Genomic DNA, 25167 nt, shown 5'->3' with positions numbered 1-25167 from the left:
CGTGGCCGTCCCGGGCTGCCCGGGACGGCCACGGCAGCGAAGGAAGGCGGGAATGGTCCGCTACCGGGACATCGACGTTGTGGTCCTTCGGGCGAGCGCGCGCGACGGCGTGGCTGATCGACGAGAGTGGCCGGACCTGGCAGATCAGGACCCCGAGCGGGTCCGCCAGTGGCGGGATTGGCTGCGCCAGGCCTGGGGCGACGAGGAGTTGGTCGAGGCGATCGAGGTCGCCAGCCCAGCTCTCGCCGCGGCGGTCCGGGAGATCAACGAAAGTGACTCCATGGCGCCCCCGCGGGTGCGCCGGGCCGTCGAGTCGGTGATGTTCTATCTCCTGCGCATGACGACGAGGTCGACACCGTTCGGCCTCTTCGCGGGCGTTGCGCTGGCGGCATTGGCGGATCGAACACGAGTCCGCTGGGGCGGTGCTCCGCGGCCGGTCGCGCGCCCGGATGCTCGATGGCTGTCCGAGCTGGTCTCCGCGCTGGAATCCGACCCGGCGGTGCTGCGCGAGCTGCCGGTCATGGTGAATTCGCTGGCCTTCGTCCGCGGGGACCGGATCGTCGTTCCCTTCCAGGCTCGGACCGATGAATCCGGCGGCGTGTCCCTGGTGGATATCGAGGTACGCCACAGTGGCCCAGTTCGAACTGTCCTGCGGGCGGCACAGGACCCCAGCCGACTCGCCGACCTGGCGACCGAGCTGGCCGCCGGCTTCCCCGACACGCCGACACAGATCGTCGATCGGCTGCTCGCGCAGCTGGTCGCGACCGGAGTCCTCATCAGCGGTCTGCATCCGCCAGCAGACGTGACCGATCCGCTGCGCCATCTTCGCGAGCGGCTTCGTTCGCTACCGGACGCCGGATGGTCCGGCCTGCGCCAGCTGGAGGAGATCGGAGAACTCCTCCGCGACTACGGCGCCGCGCGTACGGCACGCGAACGATCGGAGCTGCGCGCGACAGCGACCGCCCGAATGACGGCGCTGCACGACCGGCCCGGGCCGGTGCTCGCCGCCGACCTGTTGCTCGACGCTGACATCGCGCTGCCGCGCGCGGTGGTTCGTGAGGCCGCGACCGCGGCGGCAGCACTGGTCCGGCTCGCGCCCTATCCCGCGGGCGGGCCGGCGTGGCGGACGTGGCACAGGCGGTTTCTCGAACGCTATGGGGAGGGCGCCATCGTCCCGCTCGGCGAGGTCGTCGATGCCGACCGCGGGCTTGGCTACCCGGCCGGCTACCGGGGTACGGCCGCCAGACCGCCGGTTCACGCGGTGCTGGCACGCGACCATGCGCTCCTGCGCCTCGCTCAGCGTGCCGTGCTGCACGGCGCGGACCTCGTCCTCGACGACCGCATGGTGGCGGAGATCGCCGCCACCAGCCAGGCGGCCGACGAGCCAACCGCCGTCGCGCATACGGAGCTGCGCTTCGCCCTGCACGCGGCCTCTCCGCAGGCGCTCGATCGCGGGGACTTCAGGCTTGTCCTCGCCAGCGCGGCCAGGAGCGCCGGCACGTCTATCGGGCGCTTCCTGTATCTGTTCGCCCAGTTGGACCGTGACCGCCTCGGCCGCGCGTTCGCGACCGTGCCGACGCTGAACCCGGGTGCGATCGCGGTCCAGGTGTCGTGCCCGGCGCTCATGCCACGGTCACAGCACCTCGTCCGGACACCGGCCCTGTATCCCTTGCTCCGCCTCGGCGAGCACTGGCCGCCCGACGACACGAAGAACATCGACTTTGGGGATCTCGCGGTCACGGGTGCCGCGCGCCGCCTCATGCTGGTGTCGCTCTCGACCGGCCAGGTCATCGAGCCGATGTCGCTGCATGCGCTGGACTTCCAGCTCGCGACCCAGCCGCTGGCCCGCTTCCTGTCCGAGATCACCACAGCCCTCGCCGCGCCATGCGTCCCGTTCTCCTGGGGAGCTGCCCGCGGTCTGCCCGTGTTACCGCAGGTCCGTTACGGGCGCACCGTCCTGCACCCTGCCGTTTGGTCGTTGACCTCGACGGACTTGCCGGGTCGACATGCCTCGCAGCTCGAGTGGGAACGGGCGTGGCAGCGGCTACGCGACGTCTACCGGATTCCGACGTCGGTCTACATGGGCGAGCGCGACATCGTCGTGCAGCTCGACGTGTCCGAGCCCGCGCACCGCGGCCTGCTGCGCTCCCAGCTCAACCGGGACGGCACGATCCTGCTCACCGAAGCACCCGACAGCACAGTCTTCGGCTGGATCGACGGCCGTCCGCACGAGATCGCGCTCCCGCTCGTCCGCTTCGACCCGGAGCGCTCTCCCACTCCTCCGCTGCGCCGCCGGCCGGTACGGATCGTCCGGCACGCCGGCCACCTCCCCGGCGCTTCGACCCGGCTCTACGCGCGGCTGCACGGGAACCCCCGCCGCCAGACCGAGATACTGACCGCCCACCTGCCCGAGCTACTCGCCGTCTGGCCATGCACGGAGCCGGGCGCGTCCCCTGGCCTGTGGTATTTGCGACACGGCTCGGACGTCCCCCACCTGCGTCTTTGGATCGGCCTGGCCACGCCGGATGCCTACGGCGACGCGACCCGCCATCTCGGCACCTGGGCGGAACGCCTCTGCCGTACGGGGCTTCTGCACACGCTGGAACTCCGCACCTACCGGCCCGAAGTCGGCAGATACGGCACCGGGCTGACACTGGCCGCGGCCGAGGCCGCGTTCGCCGCCGATTCCACCGCCGCGCTCGCGCAGCTCACCCTGACGACGACGCCGTCGGACCTGGATCCGCGAGCAGTCGCCGCCGCCAGCATGATCGACCTCGCGGCGGGATTCTTGGGCGGCCGGGACGCTGCGGCGCGGTGGTTCACGCACCACGTCCCGCACGGAGGCAGTCCGCGCCTCCCCCGAGACCTTCGCGAGCAGGGCCTCCAACTGGTAACCCCGGACCGCGCGGAGCTACTCACGAACCAGGAACCACTCATCGCGGCGTGGGTACAGCGCCGACAGGTCATCCGTGCCTACCGCCGCCACCTTGACCAGCCTGACGCGAACGACTTCGCGCCCGATATGGACTCGGTGCTCGCATCGCTACTGCATCTGCAGCACGGCAGGCTGATCGGACTCGACGCAGAGTCCGAACAGTTCTGCCTACGGCTGGCCCGTGCCATCGCGCTGACCTGGAACCTGCGAACGGCGAAAGACCACGATGAGCACCAGCGACGATCTGTTGCGTGAGGCCGACCAGCAGGCTCGACGGCTCGCGCAGCCGGCGCCGCCCGCCTCCACCAACCCTCCCGGACAGGCGCTGTCCAGCGGCAGCGTCGGAACCGCACTGCTGTTCATCGAGCGCGCCCGAGTCGGCCTCGACAGGTGGCAACGCGCGCACCGCCACCTGCTCGACGCCACCGCACGGCCCGTCAGCGATCACGACACGGCCGGGCTCTACCTCGGTGCCCCCGCCATCGCGTTCGTCCTCGATGCCGCGGCCGGGCCATCCGCTCGCTACCGGGAGGCCCTCGCCGCGCTCGACGAGGTCGTGGCACGGCTGGCCCATCGCCGATCCCGCCGCGCCCTGGAACGGATCAAAGCGGGCAGACTGGCGGACTTCGCCGAGTACGACCTGTTCCTCGGCCTGACCGGACTTGGCGCCCTCCTACTACGTCGCGCTCCCACCAGCAGCGCGACGGAGCATGTCCTGACCTACCTCGTCGCGCTGACCCGGACGCTGACTGTCGACGGCGACACCCTGCCCGGCTGGTGGGTCGGCCACGACCCGCAGCGCGGCCAGGCCGCCGCCTTCCGCGGCGGCCACGCGAACATCGGCGTCGCCCACGGAATCGCAGGCCCGCTCGCGCTGCTCAGCCAGGCCGCCCGCCGCGGGCTCACCGTCAACGGTCACCTCGAAGCAATCGCGACGATCTGTGCGTGGCTCGACAGCTGGCAGATTGACGGCCCCACGGGACCGTTCTGGCCACCGCACATCAATCTCGCCGAACTCCGCTCCAGCCACTGCGCGCGGAACCAGCCAGGCCGGCCGGGCTGGTGCTACGGCACCCCGGGCATCGCCCGCGCAGGCCAACTCGCCGCCTTGGCGCTCGGCGATCCGCAGCGCCGCCACGCCTACGAACAGGCGCTGCTGGCCTGCCTCGACGACCCGGCCGAGCAGACCCTCCTCACCGATCCAGGGCTTTGCCATGGACACGCTGGGCTCTACCAGACCGTCCGTCGCGCCGCCGCCGACGACCCCACAGGTGCCCTAAGCACGCGCCTTCCACAGCTGGTAGGCGAACTCCTCCGAGCCACCCACGCGGCGCCCGCCCAAGGACCCGGGCACCGCGGCTTCCTGAACGGCCTCGCCGGCACGGCGCTGGCGCTCCACACCGCTGCCGCCGACACCCTGCCAATCTCGGGATGGGACGCATGCCTGCTGATCAGCTAGCCGAACCCATGAACGTCGACTCCACCGAGCAAGCGGTTCTGTCGCTACTGACCGGCCGACGAGCCGTCGGCCTGACCACCGCAGCCACCGGACTTGAAACGGCGGACCTTCAGGCCGCCGCCGAGATATACCGCGCTGCCGGGCGTGCCGCACTCACCGCCCACCGGGCCGCCGGCTGGCAGCAGGTCTACCTCCGCTTCCGCGACTGGGGCCGCGCCGACGCGGTCGCGGCGACCCACCTCCTGCCGATCCTGCTCGACGCCGAACAAAGCGGCATGCTCGACGCCTGGTGGTTCATCCGGAAGCATCCCTGCTGGCGGCTGCGGCTACGTCCCTCCGGGCCGGGGCCGGCCGACGCCGCCGGAGTCGGTGCCGCGCTCGATCGCCTCACGGCGGCTGGGCACCTCGATGCGTGGTGGCCAGGGATCTACGAAGCCGAGACGGCGGCCTTCGGTGGTGGGCTGGCGATGGACGCCGCCCACGAGCTGTTCACCGCGGACAGCCGCGCCATCCTGTGCCTCGCCGCGACCCCCGCCGTGAGCCGGCCCGGGCGTCGGGAGCTGTCGATCCTGCTGTGCGGCGCGTTCCTACACGGTGCCGGCCTCGAATGGTACGAGCGCGGCGATGTCTGGGCCCGGGTCTGCGCGGAGCGTCGCCTTCCTGTCGATGCCTCCGCCGGCCAGGTCGCCGCGCTCAGCGAGACCGTCACCGTCTTCCTCAGAGCCGACACCGCACCCAACGAGCCGATCTTCGGAGCTGGCGGCCCGGCCGCGACCCACGCGGCCTGGGCCAGCGCGTTCACCCAGGCGGGCCGACGCCTCGCTGAGGCGAACCGGACCGGCCGACTCCACCGAGGTCTACGCGAAGTTCTTAGCTACCACGTGCTTTTTCACTGGAACCGGATCGGCCTGGCCGCCCGCCACCAGGCGCTCCTGGCCCACGCCGCCCACCGGGCGATCCTCGGGCCCAGCTCGCTGCCGAAGCCCCAACGCGCCCGGCCTTCCGCGCCACCGACCGGCCCATGAGCGGCCGTCGTCTGATCCGGTATGTTGCGACGCAACGTGTGGCGCTGCGTACTACCGGTCACGGGACTATCGGCCCACCACTGTCGCTGACGCATTCCTGAAAGCGGTGTGGTGATCGATGTCCCCGGTACCTCTTCTGCTCGTCGACGGGCACAACCTGCTTTTCCGCGCCTGCTTCGGGACCCCGGCCCAGATCTACTCCCGTGACTCGGCGCGGCGCGACATCACGACCCAGTTCATGTTCTTCGCGCTGCTCCGCAAGGCCGTCACCGCCGAGCTGGGCAGCTGGCCCGAGGTGTTCGTCGTCTTCGACGGCGAGCACGGCGCGGCCAGCAGGCAGGCCACCGACCCCGGCTACAAGGCCAACCGTCCCAGCGACGACCAAGCCCGCCGGCCACTGGGCGCGCTCGCCGACATCAAGACCGGCCTCGACCTGTTCGCCGTCACCTGGCTCGAACTCGCCGACGCCGAGGCCGACGACATCATCGCCACCCTCACCCACACGGCCCGGCTCACCCGGGACGTGCTGATCCTGTCGACCGACCAGGACTACTACCAGCTCCTCGCCGAACCCGCAGGCCAGGGCGGGTCGGTCCGCATCCTGAACACCGCCCGCCGCCCCGGCACCCGGCTCGTCGGCCCGGCCGACGTCCTCGCACGGTACGGCGTCACCCCCGCCCAGTTCCCCGACCTGCGCGCCCTCGCCGGCGACCCAGCCGACAACATCCCCGGCATCCGCGGGGTCGGCACCAAAACCGCCGCCGCGCTGCTCGCCGACGGACTCACCCTCGACCACCTACCCACTTCCGGCCGACTCGGGGGCACCCGAGGAGCAGCCATCCAGGCCGCCTGGCCCCAGGTCCTCGCCTGGCGCGACATGATCCGCCTGCACTGTGACGTGCCCCTGCCGCACGTCCCCAGCGGACTGCCCATCCCACCGCTGCCGATCCCCGGCGAGATCATCACCAAACTCGGCCTCTGGTGGTCTCCCGGCGTCTCCGCCACGCCGACGACCTCATGAGCCGGCCCGGCGATCCTCGACGGCCCGGGACGCTGCTCGCCGTGATGGCCCACCCCGACGATGCCGAACTGTGGGCCGGCGGAACCATCGCCCTACACGCCGAAGCCGCCCAAGCCACCATCGCGATCCCACCCGCCGAACCAGCCCGCCTGGCCGAGGCGACAGCTGGAGCCGACACCCTCGGCGCCCACCTCCACATCCTCGACGCTCATCCCATCGCGGAAGCGATCAGCGCACTGATAGCCCGGCTACGCCCCGAGATCGTCGTCACCCACCCGGCCACCGACGTCCACCCGCACCACCGCGGCGTCGCGGAGGCCGTTCTCGCCGCCGTCCCCGACGCGGTGATCAGTACCGGGTTCCCGCGGCGGCTCTACAGCTGCGACAGCTACAACTCCCTGACCCTGGCCGGTCCCGTACCCGCCGCCACGATCATCGACATCACCACGACGTACTCGACGAAGATGCGCGCACTCGCCGCCCACAGCGTCACCCAGCCGATCAACGACCACTTCGGCCCCATGGCCGACACCCTCGCCCGGCTCTGGGGCGCTCGCATCGGTACCCAATACGCAGAACTGTTCACTCCGATCCCCCTCCTGGGACGCCTACCAGGCGCCACCCAGTTGTGACCGACTCACCGCCAGTTCACTATCGCGCGGATGGGAGAACAGACGAAATGACCGTGGAACCACAGGCCGGTCCCGGTCTCCGCGCGAACGACGAAAACGCTCGTGCTGGTGAGCTCGCGCAGGCGGTGACCATGTGGGGAGAGCGGCTGGGCGCGGACGTCGACCGCCGGGCGCTGCTGTTCCAGCTCAGCGGCGCGTTCGCGCTCGCCGACGCGGCACCCGTGTTCGAACGCATCAGCGACGACCAGCAGCGGCTCGCCCGTGTGCTCGACGACCCAAGCCGGCTCGACGCCGCCACCCTTGACCGGGCAGAGACCGTCATCGCGGACTGTCGACGTCACGGCGACGTCCTCGGACCAGCTGCCGCTCTTCAGTGCGTCATGGCCGAACGCGACGTGCTCGCCGCGATCCTGCGCAGCCTCCCGCCGGCCGCGCCGGCCCGCCGGGCACGGTCCGTCTACGCGGAGCTGACCCAGCTGGCCGGCTGGCTGCTGTTCAACCTCGGCGACTACCGCACGGCGAGCCACTACTACGACGAGGCCAGGGCGGCCGCACATGCGGCCCAGGACACCGACCTGGTCACCTACGTCCTGTGCACGATGAGCCATCTGGCGACCTGGACCGGACAACCTCGCGTCGGCATCGACCACGCCGTCGCCGCACAGACCTGGGCCAGACGCACCGGCAACCCCCGAGCGGTGGCCTACGCCGCCGACGTCGCCGTCCGGGCCTATGTCCATGACGACGACCAGCACAGCGGCTGCGACGAGGCGTTGGCCCTGGAGCACGCTGCCACCGCGACGATCCGCGACGACGACCCGGCCGCTGACCGCTGGTACTTCTTCGACGAGTCCTTCCGCCTGGGTACCGAGGCCGAGGCAAGCCTGCTGCTCGGCCGGCCCGCCGCGGCGCTCGACGCGGCCAGCCGCTCCTTGCCGCTCATCAACCCGACCAACCTGCACAACCGGGTCATGACCCAGACGATGCAGGCCGAGGCCATCATCCACCAGGGCGACGGCCCCGCCGCCTGCCCGCACATCGTCGAGATCGCGAAGCTGACCATGGCCAACAGCAGCGGGCGCATCAACGACCGCATCGTCCACCTGCGCCAGGCCCTTGAGCCCTGGAAACGTACCGCCGCCGTCCGGGACCTTGACGAACAGCTCCGGCTCTACCGCCGCCCTGCCGAGCTGCTCAGCGAGATCACGAACAGGTCATAGGCGTCGAAGTAGTCACCCGAGCTACCAGGAACCTGGCCAGCCAGCTCCCAGCCCCAGCTCCGATAGATCGCGTGCGACGTGTTGGCTGCCGGGTTCACCGCCAGCGTCGCGCGTTCCTCCGAACGCCCCGCCAACAGCAGGTCATGCAGCCCGCGACCCACGCCACCGCCCTGGAAGGCTCGGCGTACCTCGATCTCGGCGAGTACGAACGTCCGCGATCCGGTCTCGACCACGAACCCGGCCTCCGGCCCAGGACGCAGGCCCACCCACCAGTGCGTGTCACCGGCCGGCAGCGGATAGCCGAACGTGAAACCGACCAGCCCGGCGCCAGGCGTCGACGCGAACGCGACCTCAAAGCCCGGACGCAGCTGTGCTCGCGCGAGCCGGTCCGCGAACGCCGTCACCTTCCGATCGCCCACCTCCGCCCCGTAGGCGTCGGCGTACACAGCAAGAAGGTCATCGGTGCGTGCCTGCGCCGTCTCGGCCACCGAACGCTGGAACTCCGCAGCAGCGGACATGCCACCAACCCCAGACCCGGCAGTGCCGTCGACAGAACCCATATCCGCCTATCCGATCCCCCGCCGAGCGCCGCGTCCACCGATCCATGAGGACGAGCGGGTTACCGTGCCTGCTCACGGCCTCTCACAGCCACATTCGTTGAGCAGGTGAGCCCTGGTCTTGCCGGGCGCCCTCGGACGTGAGGCCCCGGCAGACTGCTACTCACGCCGAACGTGCTGAGCTGGTTGACAAGCTGCTAGCCGGCCTAATGATCACGATGTTGGCGGTGGAGGCGGCCTTCCGGGCGGTGACGCGGGACGGGTTGGCACTGTCGCGGTCGTCCGGGTCTGATCTCGCCGAGCCGCGGCACCGTGGACCGGTGGGTGGTCACGACTCGCGGACTGACCGGGTGATGTGGGCGAAAGACATACCAAGTACGACGCCAGGGGAGTACAGTGTCTTCGCAGCCAAGTCGAGGGGGATGGCGTGGATAGCGTCATGCAGTCTTCGGAAGTGCTTACCGGCGACGCGGAGAACCTCAGGGAGGCTGTCGTCGCCCACCGATCGGAGCATCCCGCGCTTGCGCGCCTCTATGACACGGCTACGGCGGCCGACAATCACCACGAAATTACCTCGTACGACCGCATGCATCATCGACACAACCGATCCTGACGGCGGCCTGGGACGAGGGTTCGCGCTTGTCCGCGGAAATTGCTGGTCGAAAGATCACTAGCCTGCTGGTCAAGGTTGCCTCGCGGTGCAACCTAGCGTGCGATTATTGCTACATTTATGAGCATGCTGACCAAAGTTGGCGCCATCAGCCTCGTCTGATCTCGTATGAGACGACCGATCTCCTCGCCCGCCGACTGGCCGAGTACGTGGAGCGCGTCGCTGTTCCTCGGATGTCGGTCATTTTTCACGGCGGCGAGCCGCTGCTTCTCGGCGTTCCTCGCCTTGTCGAGCTTGCCAAGCGCATACGTGCGGCCGTCGCGCCCGCCACTAGGATAGATATAGGGCTCCAAACCAACGGTGTGTTGCTCGATGAGGAAGCACTCACTGCATTCGGCAAAGCCGAAATAGGGGTGTCGCTTTCACTCGACGGCCCATCCGAGGTCCATGACCGACACAGGCCTCTGCGAAATGGGAAGCCGAGCCATGCGGGAGTTATGAATGCGCTCCGCTTGTTAAGAACACGACCCGACGTCTTCCTTGGAGTTATCGCAGTCATCGACCCAGAAGCCAGCCCGCAGGACACGGTGCGATGGTTCGGCGCGCAAGGAATTCCGGCTCTGGATCTCCTACTCCCTGATGCCAATCACGCCACGCCACCACCTGGGCGCGACCGCGAGCTGGGGATCTATGCCGACTGGCTGACCCATGCGTTCGATACTTGGTTTGACGAGTTCCCCCAGCTGCGGCTAAGGACCTTTGATGCGCTGCTCGCGTCCCTTTGTGGCCTTCCGAGCAGTACGGACGCCTTCGGAATCGGTGACGTCAGCCTGCTAACCGTCGAGACCGACGGCGGTTGGCATGATCTCGATGTCCTGAAGACCACCTACGACGGGCGGACGAGGCTCGATCTGTCACTAGCCACCGCCGGCATCGCCGAGGCTGCAGAATCACCCACGATCCAGCAGCATGCCTTCCTGCTTAGCCCCGAGGGGCTCTCGGCGCAGTGCAGGTCCTGCCCAGAAATGACTGTCTGCGGCGGCGGCGCGGTCGCCCACCGCTACCGACCAGGATCGGGTAGTGGCGGGTTCGCTAACCCGACCGTCTACTGCCGCGAGATGCTCGGGCTCATCACACACGCGCGCGCACGCCTGATCGCTACAGTCAATGACGAGCAGGCAGCATTACGAACAGAACCTTACAGCGGGATAGACTGGGACGAAATCGACGCTCCTTCCGCAGAAGGACGGGGCGAGCTTGAGCGGATACTCGCCGCATGGCGCGAAACGTCGTATAGACGTCTTGCCGACGCAGTCGCCGCGGCCGGACCCGAAGACAAGTCGGCCAGCCGCCTACGGCTCGCAGGCCCGGAGGTAAAGCGGGCCGTGGCGACCTACGCATCCACACAGTTATGGTTGCGTATCCGTGAGGCCGATGCCGAGGGCCGTCCCCTTCGAGCACTCGACGGCACCGTGCTCACGTCGGAACAGCTGGGATTCGACGACATCGCTGGGCTTGTCGACCTCGAACCTCGCACGGAGCCGGCGCTTCACCGTGAAGACCGGCTTCTGCAGATGCCATTCGGACCGCCAATCGAGTTCCTCCCGGCCAGCGCTGCGGAAGCCGACGATCATCGCGTGAACCTTCGGCGGTCACTCGCGGTAGTTGGAGCTTATTCACCGGCGATGCTCGCGGAACTGACACGCCTGTGCTGCGATATTCAACTCATCCGAGATCTCAGTGCCGACCCTGACAAGAGCGTGTCTTTCTCCGACGACACGGTTCCCGGCGGACTCTATATCTCCCCGCCAGCACGCTGGGACGCTGCGGCGCTGTTCGACGTGGCGGACAGTCTGATTCACGAATATCGGCACCAAAAGCTCTACTTGATCGGGCGTTCCATCTCACTGGTCTCGGTCGACAGGCCATTGGTTCGTTCGCCCTGGCGTGAGGAACCTCGACCCCCGTCTGGCCTTTTGCACGCTGTGTTCGTGTTCGTGGAACTGCTGTCCTTCTGGGCATGGGCGGTGGACGGCGGCGCACCCGAAAAGTTACGCGAACGGGCGCAGGAAAACACCTCGGCCATCCTGGCGCGACTAGCTGACGGTTTCGAAACTCTGCAGGCATGTCGGCTCACCCCGCAAGGCCGCGACCTGTGCGACCTGCTATACCATAGGTATACTGAATACGCGCGCCGGCCGGGGCGGTGATGACCAAGGCTGGCAGGAAAATACGCACGGAGGATCTACCACGGCCAGTCGTCCGTATTCCGAAGGACCGCCTCCCCGCAGAATCCCGTGCGCGGGACGACTTCCTACAAGACTACTTCGCGGAATGGGTTCCGGTCGTCGAACTGGTCGGCGACGTCTGGCACGTAACGCCGAGTCCGCCGCCACGTGCCTCCTACTACGTGGATGAGCGGTTCACAGAGGGCCTCAGATGGTGGTCGTCGCGTTTCGGGTTGACCCGTGTCCGAGACACTCCAGTAGCCCGCGGGCGCGTGTGTGGCGTAGAAGTCTCCCTCTCGGACGCGTGGACTTTACACACTTTTTCTCAGGCTATCCGGGAATGCGGCAGTGCGGTCAAGATCGTTATCGCCCACATCGACGATCATGAGGATCTGGGTAGCCCCCGCCTCGGCGTAGAACGAGGTGCATTGCGGGACCTCATAACAGGCCGCACAGTAGACTTGGCAGACCCCGAAAGCTTGGTGGGAGCGATCGAGAGCGGCGCTGTTGGAATTGGGAGTTTCCTGCTCCCACTATTGTGGTCGTCGCACAACGTGGAGATACGCCATCTCCGGCAGGAACCGCCCCGGTCGCGAACAGACGGTCGCTATGGCATAAAACTCGATACGGCACCTGACTGGCTACTCTCGTCGGGACAGCCAAGATTGGTCTGCAAGGTGGTCGATGAGCCCGCAGAATGCGAATTGCTGGTCACCTCACGGCCAGACCGCTGGCTGGCGAACGTGCCCGAGGACGCCCTTCTCCTCTTGCACATCGACGCAGACTACTTCTCCAACCGCTATGACGGAGACAGTGACTGGCGTTCGCACGCTCGTATCCACGACGCGGATCAGCCACGCATAGACGACGAGATAGACAAAGTCATCGAGGCGTTGCGGCCACATGCGGGAAAGATAGTTGCGACGCACCTAGCCCTGTCGCCTGGGTTCTTCCCTGCAGAGTTCTGGCAGGGTACAGTTGGCCACATCTGTCAAGGTCTTGAACGGCTTCAGCTTAGTTCGATGGGAGACGACGGCGACAGCATGGACGTGCGGCTTGTCGCCGGCAGGGGAAGCCCAGGGCGCGGTGGAGACCAGGGCGGGCGTTTCTGGCACATTTTTGATGGCGACAAGCGGGCGGGCCGTATTTGGATCAATATTGTGGACACGGCGGGTATTGGGGTGCACCCGAGCCTCACCATCGAGCTCAACAAAGCCAGTAGGGGGCACGGGATAGGGACCGAAGCGTACCGCCTCGCGGCGCTGGCGAGCGACCATCCGACAGTGTGGCTTCATATGCGCAAGAGCAATGTCGCAAGTAGGCGAGCGGCCGAGAAAGCTGGCTTCGACGTGGTCGTAGTCCCAGAGGACCGCCAGCTGGTAATGCGCTGGGACCGGCGATCCGAAGAACACTCGACCGCGCCATCCGCTTGACGACGTGGTAGTTCGTAGGCCCGCTCTAACTGGCATCTTCTCGTTGGTATTAGGTGCGTATCCAAATGCAAGCTCGATGTTATCGGCAAATGCTGGAAAGGCAGAATACTTGTGTGCGGGACGCTTCGTTCGGGATTGGGCGGTTCTACGGAACAGGTCCGGGGTGGATTTTAGAGACGGCTACGGTGCTGGCTCGGCTCGGCTCGGATCGTTCGTCAGGTGACGGCGTGGCGGTAGGTGAGCAGGTTTCGGTGGCCGGCCATGACGATGTCGGCGGTCTCGACCGGTGTTTCGCCTGCATGGTAGGTGCGGCGCATCGTGAGGACGGCGACGCCTGGGGGTAGCGCGAGGGTCTGGACTTCGGTGGGGGTGGGTGGCCGGGCGGTGATGTCCTCGGTGACGGAGTCGATGGGCAGGCCGATTGTGTCGAAGCGGGGGATGACGCCGACGGCGGTGCCTGTTTCGGGTAGTTCGATCGGTGTTCCGGCTGTGAGGGCTGCGGGTTCCCAGGAGACGGCGGTCTGGGTGGGTGTTCCGTCGTAGCGGTAGAGGTAGCGGGTGACGACGACGGGGTCACCGGGCTGGATTGCGAGTCGGGTGGCGATGGTTTCGTCGGCGGTCTCGCGGGTGGTCTCGTGGTCCCAGGTGGCGTGGCCGCCGGAGGCCTCCGCGGAGTGTGCGAACGGTGAGGTGGGTTCGCCCGTGGTGGTTGGTCGGCGCTGGTAGTGGTCGTTGGCGATCCGGCGGATCGTGGGGCGGGTCTGGACGAAGGTGCCGTGCTGGCCGCGGGTCTCGATGAGTCCTTCGGCTTGGAGTTGGGCGATGGCTCGTCTGATCGTTTCCTGCGCGGCCGCGTGGGTGCGGGCGAGTTCGCGGTGGGGCGGGAGGCGGGATCCGGGTGGATATTCGCCGGAGGCGATCTGGGCGCGTAGTGACGCGGCGATCCGTGTGTAGGGCGGCCCGTTGGGCGACATGCCCTAGACCATAGCGAGAACCGTTGCCCCGCAGCGCTATTGCATGCCATAAGGCGCATAGACATGCCTTAAGGCATGGGTTACTGTCGGCCCACGCCTCCGGCCGCCGACCCCGCGACAGGCTGGCGTATCCGTCTACCGCACCCCCTTGGTCTGGAGGATGCGATGGCCCATCCTGTGCCACGCTCCCTGCCCACCCCCACCTTGGCCACGCCCGTAGCCGCTCCCGACACCCCGCCAACCCCGATGGAGCCGGCCGGACCCGCGACGCTGGCCAAGGTGACGTGCCTGGCCACGCCACCGGCCCGACCGCGCCCGGCAGTCGGCTACGTCTGCGTCTTTGACGACGAAGACGTCGTCAACGGTCTACACGGACGGCTCACAGGTCACGCGGAACGCGCCGGCCTCGACCTGGTCGAGGTCTACGTCGACCGGCCGGCCAGCGCCGACGACGGCGACCGCCCCGGACTGCACCTCGCGATCGACGAGATCGCTCGCCACCCTGAGGCGCTGCTGCTCGTCCCGGACCTGTCGCACCTGCCGACCGCCGCGGCCGGCCGCGTGGTGTTCGACGAGCAGTACGCCACCGTCGTGACCGAGATCCACGCACTCGACGCTCACCCGGCGCCCGTGGCCGGTGCGGGCCGGGCGCGGTTGACCGCGGAAGGCACATTCGAGGTGATGGTCGAACCGGACGACGACGTCGCCGGTGTGATCGCGACGCTGCGACAGCTCCCCGCCGCCGCCCGGTTCCTCGAGGCTCTGGGCGACGTCGAGACGACGCTCGTCTTCCTGCCCGCCCCACTGCCAACCAAGGGTTCCGGACCGCTCGGTGACCCGATGCCGTTCGCCTACGCGGTCCCGACCGGCTCGACCGGCCGGGAGCTGGTCGGTCTCACCGCCGACGACCTCGCCGACAGGCTGCATGCCGCGCTCGCCGGGATGTCGCTCGGGCCGCAGGACGAATGCGTGCTGACCTGGCTGGCGACCCAGACCGCCGAACGTGCCCTCACCATCAGCAGCCTTCTGCGACGAGCCCGGGCTCGCGCGGCCTGACCCGGTCATCACCCCGCCAGACTGCCGAGCGGTCGGGTGAGGCCGGCGATGTTCGCGCGGGTGCCCTCGGCGGTGACCCAGTTCAGCGCGATGTCTGCGGCGATGACATCCACGGTGACATCGGCGATGGCAGTGCGCTGTACGGCCGCGTTCGGGACCTTCGCCCCAGCTTCCGACGCGGGCGTCCGGAATCGGCCCGCGGATTCGCACTGCCTTTGTAGGAACCCCTACACCTCTGGTAGGTCGCCATGACCGCTCCAACCTCTGCCCGGCCTCGCCCCGACCAGCCAGCCGGCGCCCAGGCTCGCCTGGCCGAGGTCGCTCCGACGGCCCCTACGATCGACGTTTCCACCGCCCTGGCGACCTGGCCGGGCGACGTAGCCGTCCGCCGGTCGCGGTGGGGGAGTGGGGAGCTGTGGATCCGTCTGGCGACCGTCGCCGCTGTCGTCACCGTCGCTCTCATCGCTGGCGCGGTGTCCTATAGACACATGGCCGGCGTCGCCCGCGAGCATGGCGAGGACCGGGTGACGGCGGCGATCGTGCCGATCTCGGTCGACGGGCTGATCGTCGCGGCGAGCCTGACCCTGCTCGCCGACAGCCGCGCCGGCCGCCGCCGCTCCCCGTTGCCCTACGCCCTGCTTGCCCTGGCCTCCGCCGCGAGCATCGCAGCGAACGTCATGCACGCCGAGGTTGATCTTGCGGCCCGGCTGATTGCCGCGTGGCCTTCGGCGGCGTTGATCGGGTCCTACGAAATGCTCATGAACCAGATCCGCAAGGCCCGCCCCCGACCGGCCGGCCACACCAGCACCCACAGGCCCGGCCCGGGGAGCGCCCAACACCTCGCATCCAGCCGCGCCCACTCGCCTGGCTCCGGCCACGACGACAGCCCCGGCGGCACGACCGGGCGCAGCGTGGACCGACAGCGCGATTTTCACGGCAGGCAGCACGCGGAACCGACCACTACAGGCCGCGACGGCGCCAAGCGCCCGGAAGCCTCTGACCCACCGCGGTCAGAGCCAACCCCGCCCACCGAGAACGCGGCGGTGCAACCGTCGACCAGGCGCGACGTGCCCTGGCCGGACAGTGCCACCGCGTGGAACGCGGCGCCAGAGCCGATCCCGCCTGCCGTGCTCACCCGGGCCCTGCGCACCGCCCGTCGCGGCAGCAAACGCGCCCGTCTCGCCGCCGTCCTGCTGCGCGACGTCGCCCCCGGCGACCCGCGTACCGACTACGCCCTCGCCCGCGACCTCGGGCCCGTCATCAACCTGCACGCGGGCACCGCCCGCCGCTACCTCGCCGAATGGCGCCGCCAGGCCACCGCCCAACCCGCCGCGGCCTGAGACAAAGTCCGCTTGGGTCGGTCATCCAGACTGTCAAGATCGGAAACAGGTGATCGTTTTGGCATCGGCGTCGGCGCGGCTCGAGGATCTGTGCCATTCGCGGGCGACGACCCGGGACTCGAGAATGCCTGGCGTGGGGTGCGCACTTGCCCCCTGCGGGTCGACGCTGGCATGATCCCCACCATGATGATCGGAAGAATTGAGTCCTCCGTCCGCCGGTGAGCGCGACGACCGAGCCTGGATCGCTCGGATCTCGGACCGCCCTGTTCGACCACGCGCTGCGTCTGCACCGGCAGGATCCGGATCGTCCTTTGCCGCGCGATGGTGCGCCGTATCCGGACGACGAACTTCACCGTCAGCAAGAGCTATCGCGGGAACCGAAGGATCGACGGGTCGACGGGGCTGATGTCGCCGCCATCCTCGAGGCGCACCTCGGCAAGGCGGGCGCAGTACCACGCGAACTTGCCGACGCGTTCCACGACGTGTCCGTCCCGATTCACCACAACGAGCACATCGCCGCGGCGGCGCTGCGCGCGGATCGGCAGCGGGTGCGGCGGACCGGCCGGTGGCTGGTACGGCACAGCGGCGATCGATGCTCCGTCACCGTCGGGTTGGCGCTGCTGGCCACGGACTGGGCCGAGGAAGACATCCCGCTGATCCAGACCATCGGCCTGCTGTCGAACCGGTTCGGGCCGTTGGCCGCCGAGGCGCTACGACGTCGCACCGGCGGCGATCAAGCGCTGCTGTGGCTGGCGCAGCGGGTCGCGGGTTGGGGGCGGGTCTACGTCGTCGAGGAACTGTGTCGGCACGGTGCTTTCGACGCACGCCCCTGGCTGCTGCGCCATGCCTGCGACGGCGACTTCGTCGACGGCTACTTCGCCGGCAAGGTCGCCACTGTGGCCTACCTGCACGAAGCGATTGTCGGGACCGACGTCGACGATGAGCTGCTCGATCACACCGGTCGACTACTCAAGATCATGGCCGATTGCGGTGGCATGGGCATGACCCTGGAGCACTATCCGCCAGCGCCCGTCGTCCTGGCCGCGCACGTGGCTCACCTCGGCCGGCAGGCACCAACCGTCGACCGGTACGTCGACGCGGCGACCATCGCGGACCATCTGGCGGATCGGAACGCGCAACGATCCGGCTGCACCAGTGAGCAGCGCGACGACCTGGTGCGGCAGTATCTCGCGGTGCTCGACCGGCAGGAGTGGTGCGACGCGGTCCGTGCCGACCTGGCCGAGAACAGCAGCTTCTTCACCTGGTTTGCCGGCGCTGTTGCGGCGCGACTGCACCTGCGCGCGTTCGCCGAGCTATCCGGCGGTGATGACCAGTGAGACATGGTGCCGATCAGCACCTGGTCGAGGCGGTCCGGTCCGGTGATGAGACGGCCGTCGGACAGGCGCTGGCCGACGGCGCGGATCCGGATGTGAAGGCTGGCCGGTTTCGGGGATCGGTCCTGGCCGAGGCGGCGGGCGCCGGCCGGTTGGAGATCGCGCACCGGCTGGTGGGGGCCGGCGCCCGCGTTGGCCCTGCCGACCCCTATTCGGCGTCGCCGCTGCGCGCCGCCGTGGACGGGGCGAACGTGGAGGTGGTGCGGTTCCTCATCGCGCGTGGGGCGCTCGCGGCGGAGCCCGCCACCCGGTCGAGCGTGTTGACCCATGCTGCGTCCCACACCAGGTTCCGCCCAGGACCGGCGTCTCTCGCGACGCTGCGGGTGCTGTTGGAAGCGGGCGCGGCCCCGGGGCCGGGCGAGGAGGCGCCGCTCATCACCGCGGTGATGTGGCCCGTCGCGCCGGCTGTGCTGCGCCTGCTACTGGCCTACGGCGCGGACGCTGACCAGCGGCGCACCGACACGACACCGGCGATCGTCCTGGCCGCCCGCCGAGGCGACCATGCCGCGGTCGACGTGCTCCTGCAGGCCGGCGCCGACGTGGACGCCCGCGACGGGCAGGGGCGAACGGCGCTGATGCACGCGGTCGAACGCAACGAACGACAGGTCATCGCGACCCTGCTGCTCGCCGGTGCCACCATCGACGCCGTCAGCGCGGACGGTATGACGGCGCTGCGGCTGGCCCGCGGCTGGCAGCGCCAGCATGTCGAGTTCATGCTGGGCGAGAACCACGCCGGCCTGGACGACGTCCCGATCGCTCGGACCGCCGTTCGGATCGTCCCGATCGGCGTCCGGCTCACCGGCGACCGGCCGATGCTTCTCCTGCTGGCGAGCGTCATCGACATCGCCCTGGACGACCTCGGGGACGCCGAGTGGAGGATCCGCACGGGTCTGGATGTTGAGACGGCGAGGACGATCGCCGCGCGGCTGCGTGACGAGAGCGTCCCGGCGACCAACGCGTCCTGGTACCAGCTCGACGCCACCGCGGAAGAACTCGCCGCCGCACGCTCGGCCTTGAACGAGCTCGCCTACGGCACCACGCGTACCATGCCCGCCGGCACCGGCAGGTTGGAGATCACCGACATGCTGGAGGAACTCAACCGGCAACTCGGCCGGTAGGGCACGCCAATGCCAACACCCGCGGCGTTCAGGCACGGCTGGCGGTCGGGCCGGTCTTGGCCTACGCGTCGGGTAGTTCGACGTTCAGATCATGGTGCAGGGCCAGGTGTAACTGGGCCAGCCGCCGCATGGTCTGCTCGCTGTAGCTGAGCGTGGGAGTTGACACGAAGGCGTCACCGCATTCGTTTCGTGCGCCGTGCATCCAGATGACCACCATGACGGCGGCACGCATGCCCAGAGTGCCACAGGCGCGGGTGAGCCCCGCGGCGTGCGGCTCGATCGCGTCCAGAAGCGCGGCGACGACCTCTTCGGTGTCGAAGGTACTGACCTCCGGTAGCTCGTAGTCCCAGCAGCTGAACCGGCGCGGTGGTCCATCGGCCCGCGCAGAGGGATCCCCACACCGCCACGCCGTGGTCGGGGTGAGTCCGACCAGGGAGGTGACCTCGTCAGGGTCGAACGCCATCTCGACCAGGTCACTGTCGCTGTATGGCGGCTCGCCGAAGTTGTGACTGCGGTTCAGGTACAGATACGCGCGCTGGGTGCAACTCGCAGTGCGGACGGTTTCGGCTGTCATCGGGGCAGAGAGTAGGGCAGCCCGCCGCGGCATGCCCTCTATTTATTGCCGCTGCCTGTGTTGATCATCGGATTTGGTTTCTGGAATCGGTCTCGGTGGCTCGCCTGGCCTTGCCATCCAAATTCGGCATCGTAGGTTCCGTCGCCCGACCTTGCGAGTGCCATTCCTACAGTGTCAGTTGCCCGCCGTGCAGGCCGCCGATGTCGCGGGCCTGGTCGTATTCGGCGCCGTCGGTGGGGTTGGTGGGGCGGCCGCCGAGTGCGTATTGGGTGGGATCGGCGGCGTCGGGCTGGGCGGGGGTGCCGTGGGGCAGGCCGAGGACGTGGTGGCGGTAGTGCTCGATGCGGCTGGCCGCCTGATTCCACAACGTCACGTCGGTGCCGGTGGCCGGGCGGGGGCCCAGCAGTGCGGTGAGGTAGCCGGCGGGTTCGGATTCCGCGTGGAGGAGGGCGTCGGTGGTCTGGCGGTCGAGCGCGGCCTCGACGCGGCGAAGCCGGTTCTCCAGGTCGGCTCTTGTCGCTGTCCCCGCCGGCCAGGCCGCGGTGCCGTCTGCCGCCGCTGCCGAACCGGTGGCGTTGTGGTCGGCGGGGAGGGCCGGCGTCGTGGTGAGATCGCGGCGTTCGGCGGCGAGTACCGGGGTTGGGCTTGTGGCGAGGTGGGTTGTCTCGGCGCGGGCGAGTTGGTCGGTGACGGTGTTCCATTCCTGCTGGGCGGTGCTGGGGGTGGGCAGGTCGTAGGGCGTCGGGTCGATGCTGGCGTGGTGGCAGAGGTTGGCTACGCGGTGGTCGAGGACCGCGGCTGCGGTCCGGACCTGGTCGACCGGGTCTTGGCGGAGGGCGGCGGTGAGTTGGTCGGCGGGGTGGCCGGCGTCGAGGAGTGCGTGTAGGCCGGCGATGGCCCGCTGGCGGGGCACGGTCTGGCCGGTGCTGGCGAACCGGGTCCGGGCCGGGTCGGGCAGGGTCGCGGCCCAGGCGTCGGCGAGCCGGACGGCCTGGTCACGCATCAGCAGCCACAGGTCTCGTCCCCGGTCGTCGGGGGAAGCGCCGGGTGGTGGGCCGGCTGACCAGGTGGGGGCGGCTGGCTGGTGGCGGGCGTGGTAGACGGCGAGGGCGCCGACCGCGGCGTCCCATATCGCGCGCTGTGGTCCTGTCGCTGGCTGTGGTCCGATCCGGGCGAGGAGTTCGGCTGGTGGGTCTGCGAGTGCCGCGGTGCGGATCGCGGCTTCGGCGGCCAGGTCGGCGCGACGCAGCACCACCTGTCGGGGCAACTCGCCACTCCCCGCGCCGTGGCTGTCGGTCGGTCCGGTGGGCGCCGTCCGCCTGGCAACCGGCCCGATCGGCGCGTCCCTCGCCGGCGTGCCCCTCCCGTCCGGCGCGGCGCGGTAAGGCGCGGTGAGCGTGTTCGGCTCGATCGGCTGGTCCTTGTTCGGCGCGACCGGCGCGGCGCGGTCCGGCGCGAACGGCGCGAACGGCGCGTGTGGCGTGCGGGTTGCTTCGGCTGCGGCGAGGGGCGCCGCCGTCGGCCCGGTCGCTGCCGCATCGCTCTGGCCCGGGCGTTGCTCGGGGACTCGTGGACCGATGCGTAGGGCGGTGAGCTCGGCGAGGGTGTGGGTGGCGCGGAGTTGGTGGGCCGCGGTGGCGAGCGGGTCTTGGGCGTGGGTGGGCTGGTCAGGTTCGGAGTGGTCGAGTCGGGCAGCCAGCCGCTCGACCGGGTCGCTTGGGCCGGGGCCCGCGGTGGTGGGTAGCCAGGTCTCGTCGTCGTTGTGGGTGTTGAGGTCGTCGCGGCGGATGAGGTAGGCGGCGAGGTCGGTGCGGGCGCGGGAGAGCATGACGTAGAGGCCGGGGCGGGAGGTGTCGTCGGTGACGAGGGCGCGGGCGGTGTTCATCGTCGAGCCCTGTGCTTTCGCGGCGGTTAGGGCGTAGGCGTGGGTGAGGCCGCCGTCGCGGCCGTCGTCGAACTGGTGTGTCAGATACGTCCACGGGACCACCACGGTGCCCTTGGATGGGAAGTAGACCGTCACCGTCTGACAGGCCGGGTTGTCGGGGTCGAGGTGGACGGCGGTGACGACGCCGATGGTGCCGGTGCGGATGTAGGCCGAGCCGGGCCGGCCGGTGGGGATGAGGGTGTGGCCGGCCTGGGTGAGGGTCACGACTTCATCGCCGGCCTGGAACTGTCGGCCCGCTGCGGTCAGTGCCGGTCCGGTCAGGGTGCCGTCGGCGGCCAGGAGTGTGCGGGCGGCCCGGTTGAGTGTTTCGACGTCGCGGTGGCGCTCGGCCATCAGGTGGGCCTTGACCGGCCGCGGTGTCCGGGCAGGCGGAGGGCGAGCGGCACCGTCAGCAGGGTTGTCGGCGTCCGGCTTCGGCGCGGTGGCGTCGAGGTGGCGGCGGCGTTCGGCGTACCAGTCGGCCACGACCTGGGCGAACAGTGCGTCCGGGTCATCGGCGAGGTGGATCTTGCCGGCTGCGGCGAGACGCTCGAGCGCGGCGATCGGGGTGCCGGACTCGGCGCGCAGCGCGTCGAGCGCGGCCCGCATCGCCGCCAGCTCCGGCCCGGCCTGGCGGTGCACGGTCGTCAGGGTCGGCACGTCGGGGGTGGTCTCGACGAGGTGGCGGAACCAGCCGCCGGCCGCGACCGACCCGAGCTGCGCCGGGTCACCGAGCAGGATCACGACCGTCCCGGTTCGGGCTGCGTAGTCCAGGAGACGTGCGGCGTCGCGGGTCCCTACCTGGGTTGCCTCGTCCACGATGAGTACCGATCCGGCCGGCCAGACGTCGGCCAGGTCGCCGGTGGGGTCGGCGTCGAGCGCGTCGAGCAGGGTCAGCCAGCCCGCGACGACCCGCGCCGGGACGCCGATCCGGTCGGCCAGCTCCTCGGCCTGGCGTCCGCCGGGCGCGGTCGCGAACACCGCCCGGCCCTCGGCTTCGACGATGTCGGCCAGGATGCGCATCGCCTCCGTCTTGCCCGTCCCCGCGGCCCCGACCGCGAGGCGCACCAGGTCCTGGTCGGCGAGCAGCCGGCGTACCAGCTCCGCCTGCTCCGCGGACAGCACCGGCCCGGCGCGCTCCGCGCCATGGGGCTGCAAGCCGGTCGTGCTTTCCACGTGGGGCCCCGCACCGGCGACGGCCCGTGGGCTGACGGCGCGAGCGGCGCGCACTGCTCCACGGCGCGGCTCGGCGCGATTGACCGCTGCGCCAGTCGCGCCGTTCGCGCCGGTCGAGTTCGCGCCGGTAGCGCCGGACGCGCCGCCCGGGCTCGCGCCGCTGACCGCGCCGGGGCCAGCCGGGGTGCGGGTCGCGGCGGTCAGGTGGATCTCGACGAGGCGAGGGCTGGCCAGTACGCGGGGTGCAGCACCGGCGGCGACCCGGCCCTGACCGACCAGCGCGAGCAGCCGGTGCTCGGCGTTCAGCATGTCCTCGACGGTGTAGAGTGGTTCCGGTTCCTGGCGGCGCCGCTGCCCTGGTGCCGTGTCCCACAGGTAGACGACCCGCGGATCGGCGAGGAACAGATCGGCGAGCCGGTCGATGGCCTCCGAGTCGAGCCGGTCGCCGCTCCAGGCGGCGATCTGTTGGACGATGTCGCGGCGGTCGAACGTCGTCGATTTCTCCGTCAACCCCGCCGGGCCGGTCAGCAGTGTGAACAGCTCGGCGACGTCCTGATCGCCGACCGGCATCGGCCGGTGCTCGTCCGCCGTGGCAAGGTGGCGGACCTGGTCGACGGTCCAGCCGGCCGCCGTAAGCTGTTCGAGTTGCAGCGCGCGCACCGTCTCGTCGGCGAGCACCTTCTTGGGGGAGCGGGAGCCGCGTTGCGCGGCGGTCATCGTCGCCCCCGACGGCTCGAACCCCGCGGCGACGAGCTGCGCGAACTCCTCCATCACCTCCCCGTGGCGCGTCGAGAACGCCGCCAACAACTCGACCGGAAACGCCGCCAGCTCCGCCACCCCGTTACGCACCGGCCCCCACTGCAGGCCGCGACGCTGGGCGAGCTCGTGGCGCAGCACCGCCGCGCCGACAAAGCCCGCCGTGCGGACCTGGGACAGCAACACCTCACCGTCCACCGCCCGCCACTCCCACCCCGACCTGGCCCCGCTCTCGGCGTCCTCGTCGGCAGGTACGACGACCGTGTTGAACACGATGTTGTGGACGTGCAGGTGCGCCTCGACGCTGCGCGACACGTCGTGCAGGTACGACGCCACCGCAAGGCCCGTCGCCCGCCGGTTGTGCCCGGCGACCTTCCCGAACGCGGCATACCGCTCCAGATAGCCGATCGTCGCGTCGACCGCCGCATCCAACGCGGCCGCCACATCGGCCCGCGTCTGCGCGTCCCCGAACGCCCACAGCAGACTGACCGACTTCGGCACCGCACAGACCACGTCGAACCCAAGCACCGTCGCCGGCACCACCCTTGCAGCGACCCACCGCTGCAGATCGCCACGGCGCACCCGCCACCGCCCATCCGCACCCTTCACCCCGACCAGCCCACCGGCCGGCGGACCGGCTGCGGTGTCACGGGACGGCGGACCCGGCGTCGACCGCCCGGCCCGGACATCATCCGCAGGTAGGCCCGCCGGCTCGGACAGGTCCGAACCACCATCGGCGGCGGTCTGCCCGGCGCTGGCCCGGGCTGCCTTCCCGACGAGGAAACGCAGGTAGGTCGCGCTCACCCCAGCGAGCGCCGACGCCTCCGCCAACGTCAGCCACTCGCCCGCCGCCGCGCCGCTCCCGCCCATTGCCCCCGCCGCTGCCGCGCCGGCATCCCGAGCAGCGACCTGCGCCCGCCCCGCCGACCCGGACGCGGCCAGCAACGGCCGACCCGTCACCGCATGCCGCCCCTCGAGAAGCCGAGCCAGCGCCTCTCCCGTCACCTCGCCCCGCAACCCAACCAGCGCCGCCAACTGCCCCCGCGACCGGCTGGTCCCGGATCTCGCACGCCTCGCCGACGTACTCCTCGCACCCGACGCCGTCCTGTTCGACCAGCTCTCCGACGAACTCGCGGCCGAAATCACCGGCCCCCTCAGCATCCTCGCCAACATGCTCGAGGATGACGGAAGCACCACCGAACTCGTCGTCGCCGCGCGCCTCGTACGAAACTCGGCATGGCCCTATCTCGACGACGCACCTACCGTATTCCAGGAGATGATCAGAGCCCTTCCCGGTTAGTCGGTGACACCATCCGATGATCGGGTATGCGGAGGGATGCATGCGACGGCACGCTGGCAGCCGGGGTATTGAATCTAATTGGGAACCACGAACACGGGTTTTAACACCGAGCGCGCAGTGGCCGTGACCGGCGGCCCTCCCACGGGCAGTACGACCACCTGGATGTCGGACGCCAGAACCGACGACATCCCGCCACCCGCTTCGGGTCCATCTGCTCCGGCACCTATGGGGCAATACCAGTAAGTTAAGGCGGCCCTTTACCACTACTCGCCGGTGCYGTCTATATGGCCTGTGGTCATCGGTCTGTCAAATCACTGGCTACCGCTACCGGTTTTCTCGCAACACTCGTCGAGTCGTCGCCGACGTCGCCGGCGGGCGGGACGGCCTGGTTGCCATCGCGGGTGTCTTCGTCTACCTGGTCTCGGAACACGTCAC

The 25167-nt window shown here is 69.6% G+C and carries 18 protein-coding genes; 13 read left to right on the top strand and 5 right to left on the bottom strand.

The window, feature by feature from the left end:
* Window positions 1–52 precede the first annotated feature (52 nt).
* The 6 genes from BCD48_RS08920 (at window position 53) to BCD48_RS08895 (ending at window position 8292) form a co-directional block, all read left to right on the top strand.
* Window positions 53–3190 (top strand): lantibiotic dehydratase, encoded by a 3138-nt coding sequence (locus BCD48_RS08920; protein WP_071047848.1) that lies wholly within the window; start codon window positions 53–55, stop codon window positions 3188–3190.
* Entirely contained in the window at window positions 3162–4394 is a 1233-nt protein-coding gene (locus BCD48_RS08915) for a lanthionine synthetase C family protein (protein WP_071047847.1), read from the top strand. Before BCD48_RS08920 ends, BCD48_RS08915 begins: the two co-directional genes overlap by 29 nt.
* On the top strand, window positions 4376–5419 hold the full coding sequence (locus BCD48_RS08910) for a thiopeptide-type bacteriocin biosynthesis protein (protein WP_071047846.1): 1044 nt from the start codon (window positions 4376–4378) through the stop codon (window positions 5417–5419). The genes BCD48_RS08915 and BCD48_RS08910 overlap by 19 nt, the downstream gene beginning before the upstream one ends.
* 118 nt (window positions 5420–5537) lie before the next feature.
* Window positions 5538–6440, top strand: coding sequence for a 5'-3' exonuclease (locus BCD48_RS08905; RefSeq protein WP_071047845.1), 903 nt, complete (start codon window positions 5538–5540; stop codon window positions 6438–6440).
* Window positions 6437–7072 carry a PIG-L deacetylase family protein gene (locus BCD48_RS08900; protein WP_071047864.1) on the top strand — a complete coding sequence of 212 codons (636 nt, stop codon included), beginning with the start codon at window positions 6437–6439 and terminating at the stop codon, window positions 7070–7072. Before BCD48_RS08905 ends, BCD48_RS08900 begins: the two co-directional genes overlap by 4 nt.
* Before the next feature lie 47 nt (window positions 7073–7119).
* Window positions 7120–8292, top strand: coding sequence for an NsdA family TPR-like regulatory protein (locus BCD48_RS08895; protein ID WP_071047844.1), 1173 nt, complete (start codon window positions 7120–7122; stop codon window positions 8290–8292).
* Here BCD48_RS08895 and BCD48_RS08890 read toward each other — a convergent pair.
* Window positions 8244–8810, bottom strand: a complete 567-nt coding sequence (locus BCD48_RS08890) for an N-acetyltransferase (RefSeq protein WP_071047843.1) — start codon at window positions 8808–8810, stop codon at window positions 8244–8246. The two genes, BCD48_RS08895 and BCD48_RS08890, sit on opposite strands and share 49 nt — an antisense overlap.
* Before the next feature lie 478 nt (window positions 8811–9288).
* On the opposite strand from BCD48_RS08890, the gene yhhA reads away from it, so the two are divergent.
* Genes yhhA through BCD48_RS50540 form a run of 3 tightly spaced genes read left to right on the top strand, consistent with a single transcriptional unit; the run spans window position 9289 to window position 13120 of the window.
* Window positions 9289–9462 (top strand): YhhA family cyclophane-containing RiPP, encoded by a 174-nt coding sequence (gene yhhA / locus BCD48_RS56435; protein WP_491677123.1) that lies wholly within the window; start codon window positions 9289–9291, stop codon window positions 9460–9462.
* Window positions 9463–9488: 26 nt separating this feature from the next.
* On the top strand, window positions 9489–11669 hold the full coding sequence (yhhB, locus tag BCD48_RS45750) for a cyclophane-forming radical SAM/SPASM peptide maturase YhhB (protein WP_083418358.1): 2181 nt from the start codon (window positions 9489–9491) through the stop codon (window positions 11667–11669).
* Window positions 11669–13120 carry a GNAT family N-acetyltransferase gene (locus BCD48_RS50540; protein ID WP_131803850.1) on the top strand — a complete coding sequence of 484 codons (1452 nt, stop codon included), beginning with the start codon at window positions 11669–11671 and terminating at the stop codon, window positions 13118–13120. Before yhhB ends, BCD48_RS50540 begins: the two co-directional genes overlap by 1 nt.
* A 215-nt stretch (window positions 13121–13335) precedes the next feature.
* On the opposite strand, the gene BCD48_RS08875 is transcribed toward BCD48_RS50540, so the two are convergent.
* The gene (locus tag BCD48_RS08875) at window positions 13336–14094 is read right to left on the bottom strand and encodes a GntR family transcriptional regulator (RefSeq protein WP_071047840.1); all 759 of its coding nucleotides are present in this window, start codon (window positions 14092–14094) and stop codon (window positions 13336–13338) included.
* 165 nt (window positions 14095–14259) lie between these two features.
* Here BCD48_RS08875 and BCD48_RS08870 point away from each other — a divergent pair, with 165 nt between their 5' ends.
* Both BCD48_RS08870 and BCD48_RS08865 read left to right on the top strand, forming a co-directional pair.
* Window positions 14260–15150, top strand: coding sequence for a hypothetical protein (locus tag BCD48_RS08870; RefSeq protein ID WP_157910454.1), 891 nt, complete (start codon window positions 14260–14262; stop codon window positions 15148–15150).
* Between the two features lie 248 nt (window positions 15151–15398).
* Window positions 15399–16490, top strand: coding sequence for a DUF2637 domain-containing protein (locus BCD48_RS08865; RefSeq protein WP_083418356.1), 1092 nt, complete (start codon window positions 15399–15401; stop codon window positions 16488–16490).
* A 365-nt stretch (window positions 16491–16855) separates the two neighbouring features.
* Here BCD48_RS08865 and BCD48_RS52110 read toward each other — a convergent pair whose 3' ends face one another.
* Window positions 16856–17071, bottom strand: coding sequence for a hypothetical protein (locus BCD48_RS52110; protein WP_198543157.1), 216 nt, complete (start codon window positions 17069–17071; stop codon window positions 16856–16858).
* A gap of 30 nt (window positions 17072–17101) precedes the next feature.
* Between BCD48_RS52110 and BCD48_RS52105 the strand changes: the two genes are divergently transcribed.
* Window positions 17102–17827 (top strand): hypothetical protein, encoded by a 726-nt coding sequence (locus tag BCD48_RS52105; RefSeq protein ID WP_198543156.1) that lies wholly within the window; start codon window positions 17102–17104, stop codon window positions 17825–17827.
* Window positions 17824–19002 (top strand): ankyrin repeat domain-containing protein, encoded by a 1179-nt coding sequence (locus tag BCD48_RS08855; protein WP_071047837.1) that lies wholly within the window; start codon window positions 17824–17826, stop codon window positions 19000–19002. The genes BCD48_RS52105 and BCD48_RS08855 overlap by 4 nt, the downstream gene beginning before the upstream one ends.
* Before the next feature lie 61 nt (window positions 19003–19063).
* Here BCD48_RS08855 and BCD48_RS08850 read toward each other — a convergent pair whose 3' ends face one another.
* Both BCD48_RS08850 and mobF read right to left on the bottom strand, forming a co-directional pair.
* Window positions 19064–19576, bottom strand: a complete 513-nt coding sequence (locus BCD48_RS08850) for a DUF4279 domain-containing protein (protein ID WP_071047836.1) — start codon at window positions 19574–19576, stop codon at window positions 19064–19066.
* Window positions 19577–19742: 166 nt separating this feature from the next.
* Complete coding sequence (gene mobF / locus BCD48_RS45745) at window positions 19743–24593, bottom strand: MobF family relaxase (protein WP_083418363.1); 4851 nt, start codon at window positions 24591–24593, stop codon at window positions 19743–19745.
* Between the last annotated feature and the right edge of the window lie 574 nt (window positions 24594–25167).

The organism is Pseudofrankia coriaricola (assembly GCF_001854805.1).
GTDB lineage: Bacteria > Actinomycetota > Actinomycetes > Frankiales > Frankiaceae > Pseudofrankia.
The sequence above is the reverse complement of the archived record's forward strand: the minus strand, read 5'-3'. Positions and strand labels throughout refer to the sequence as shown.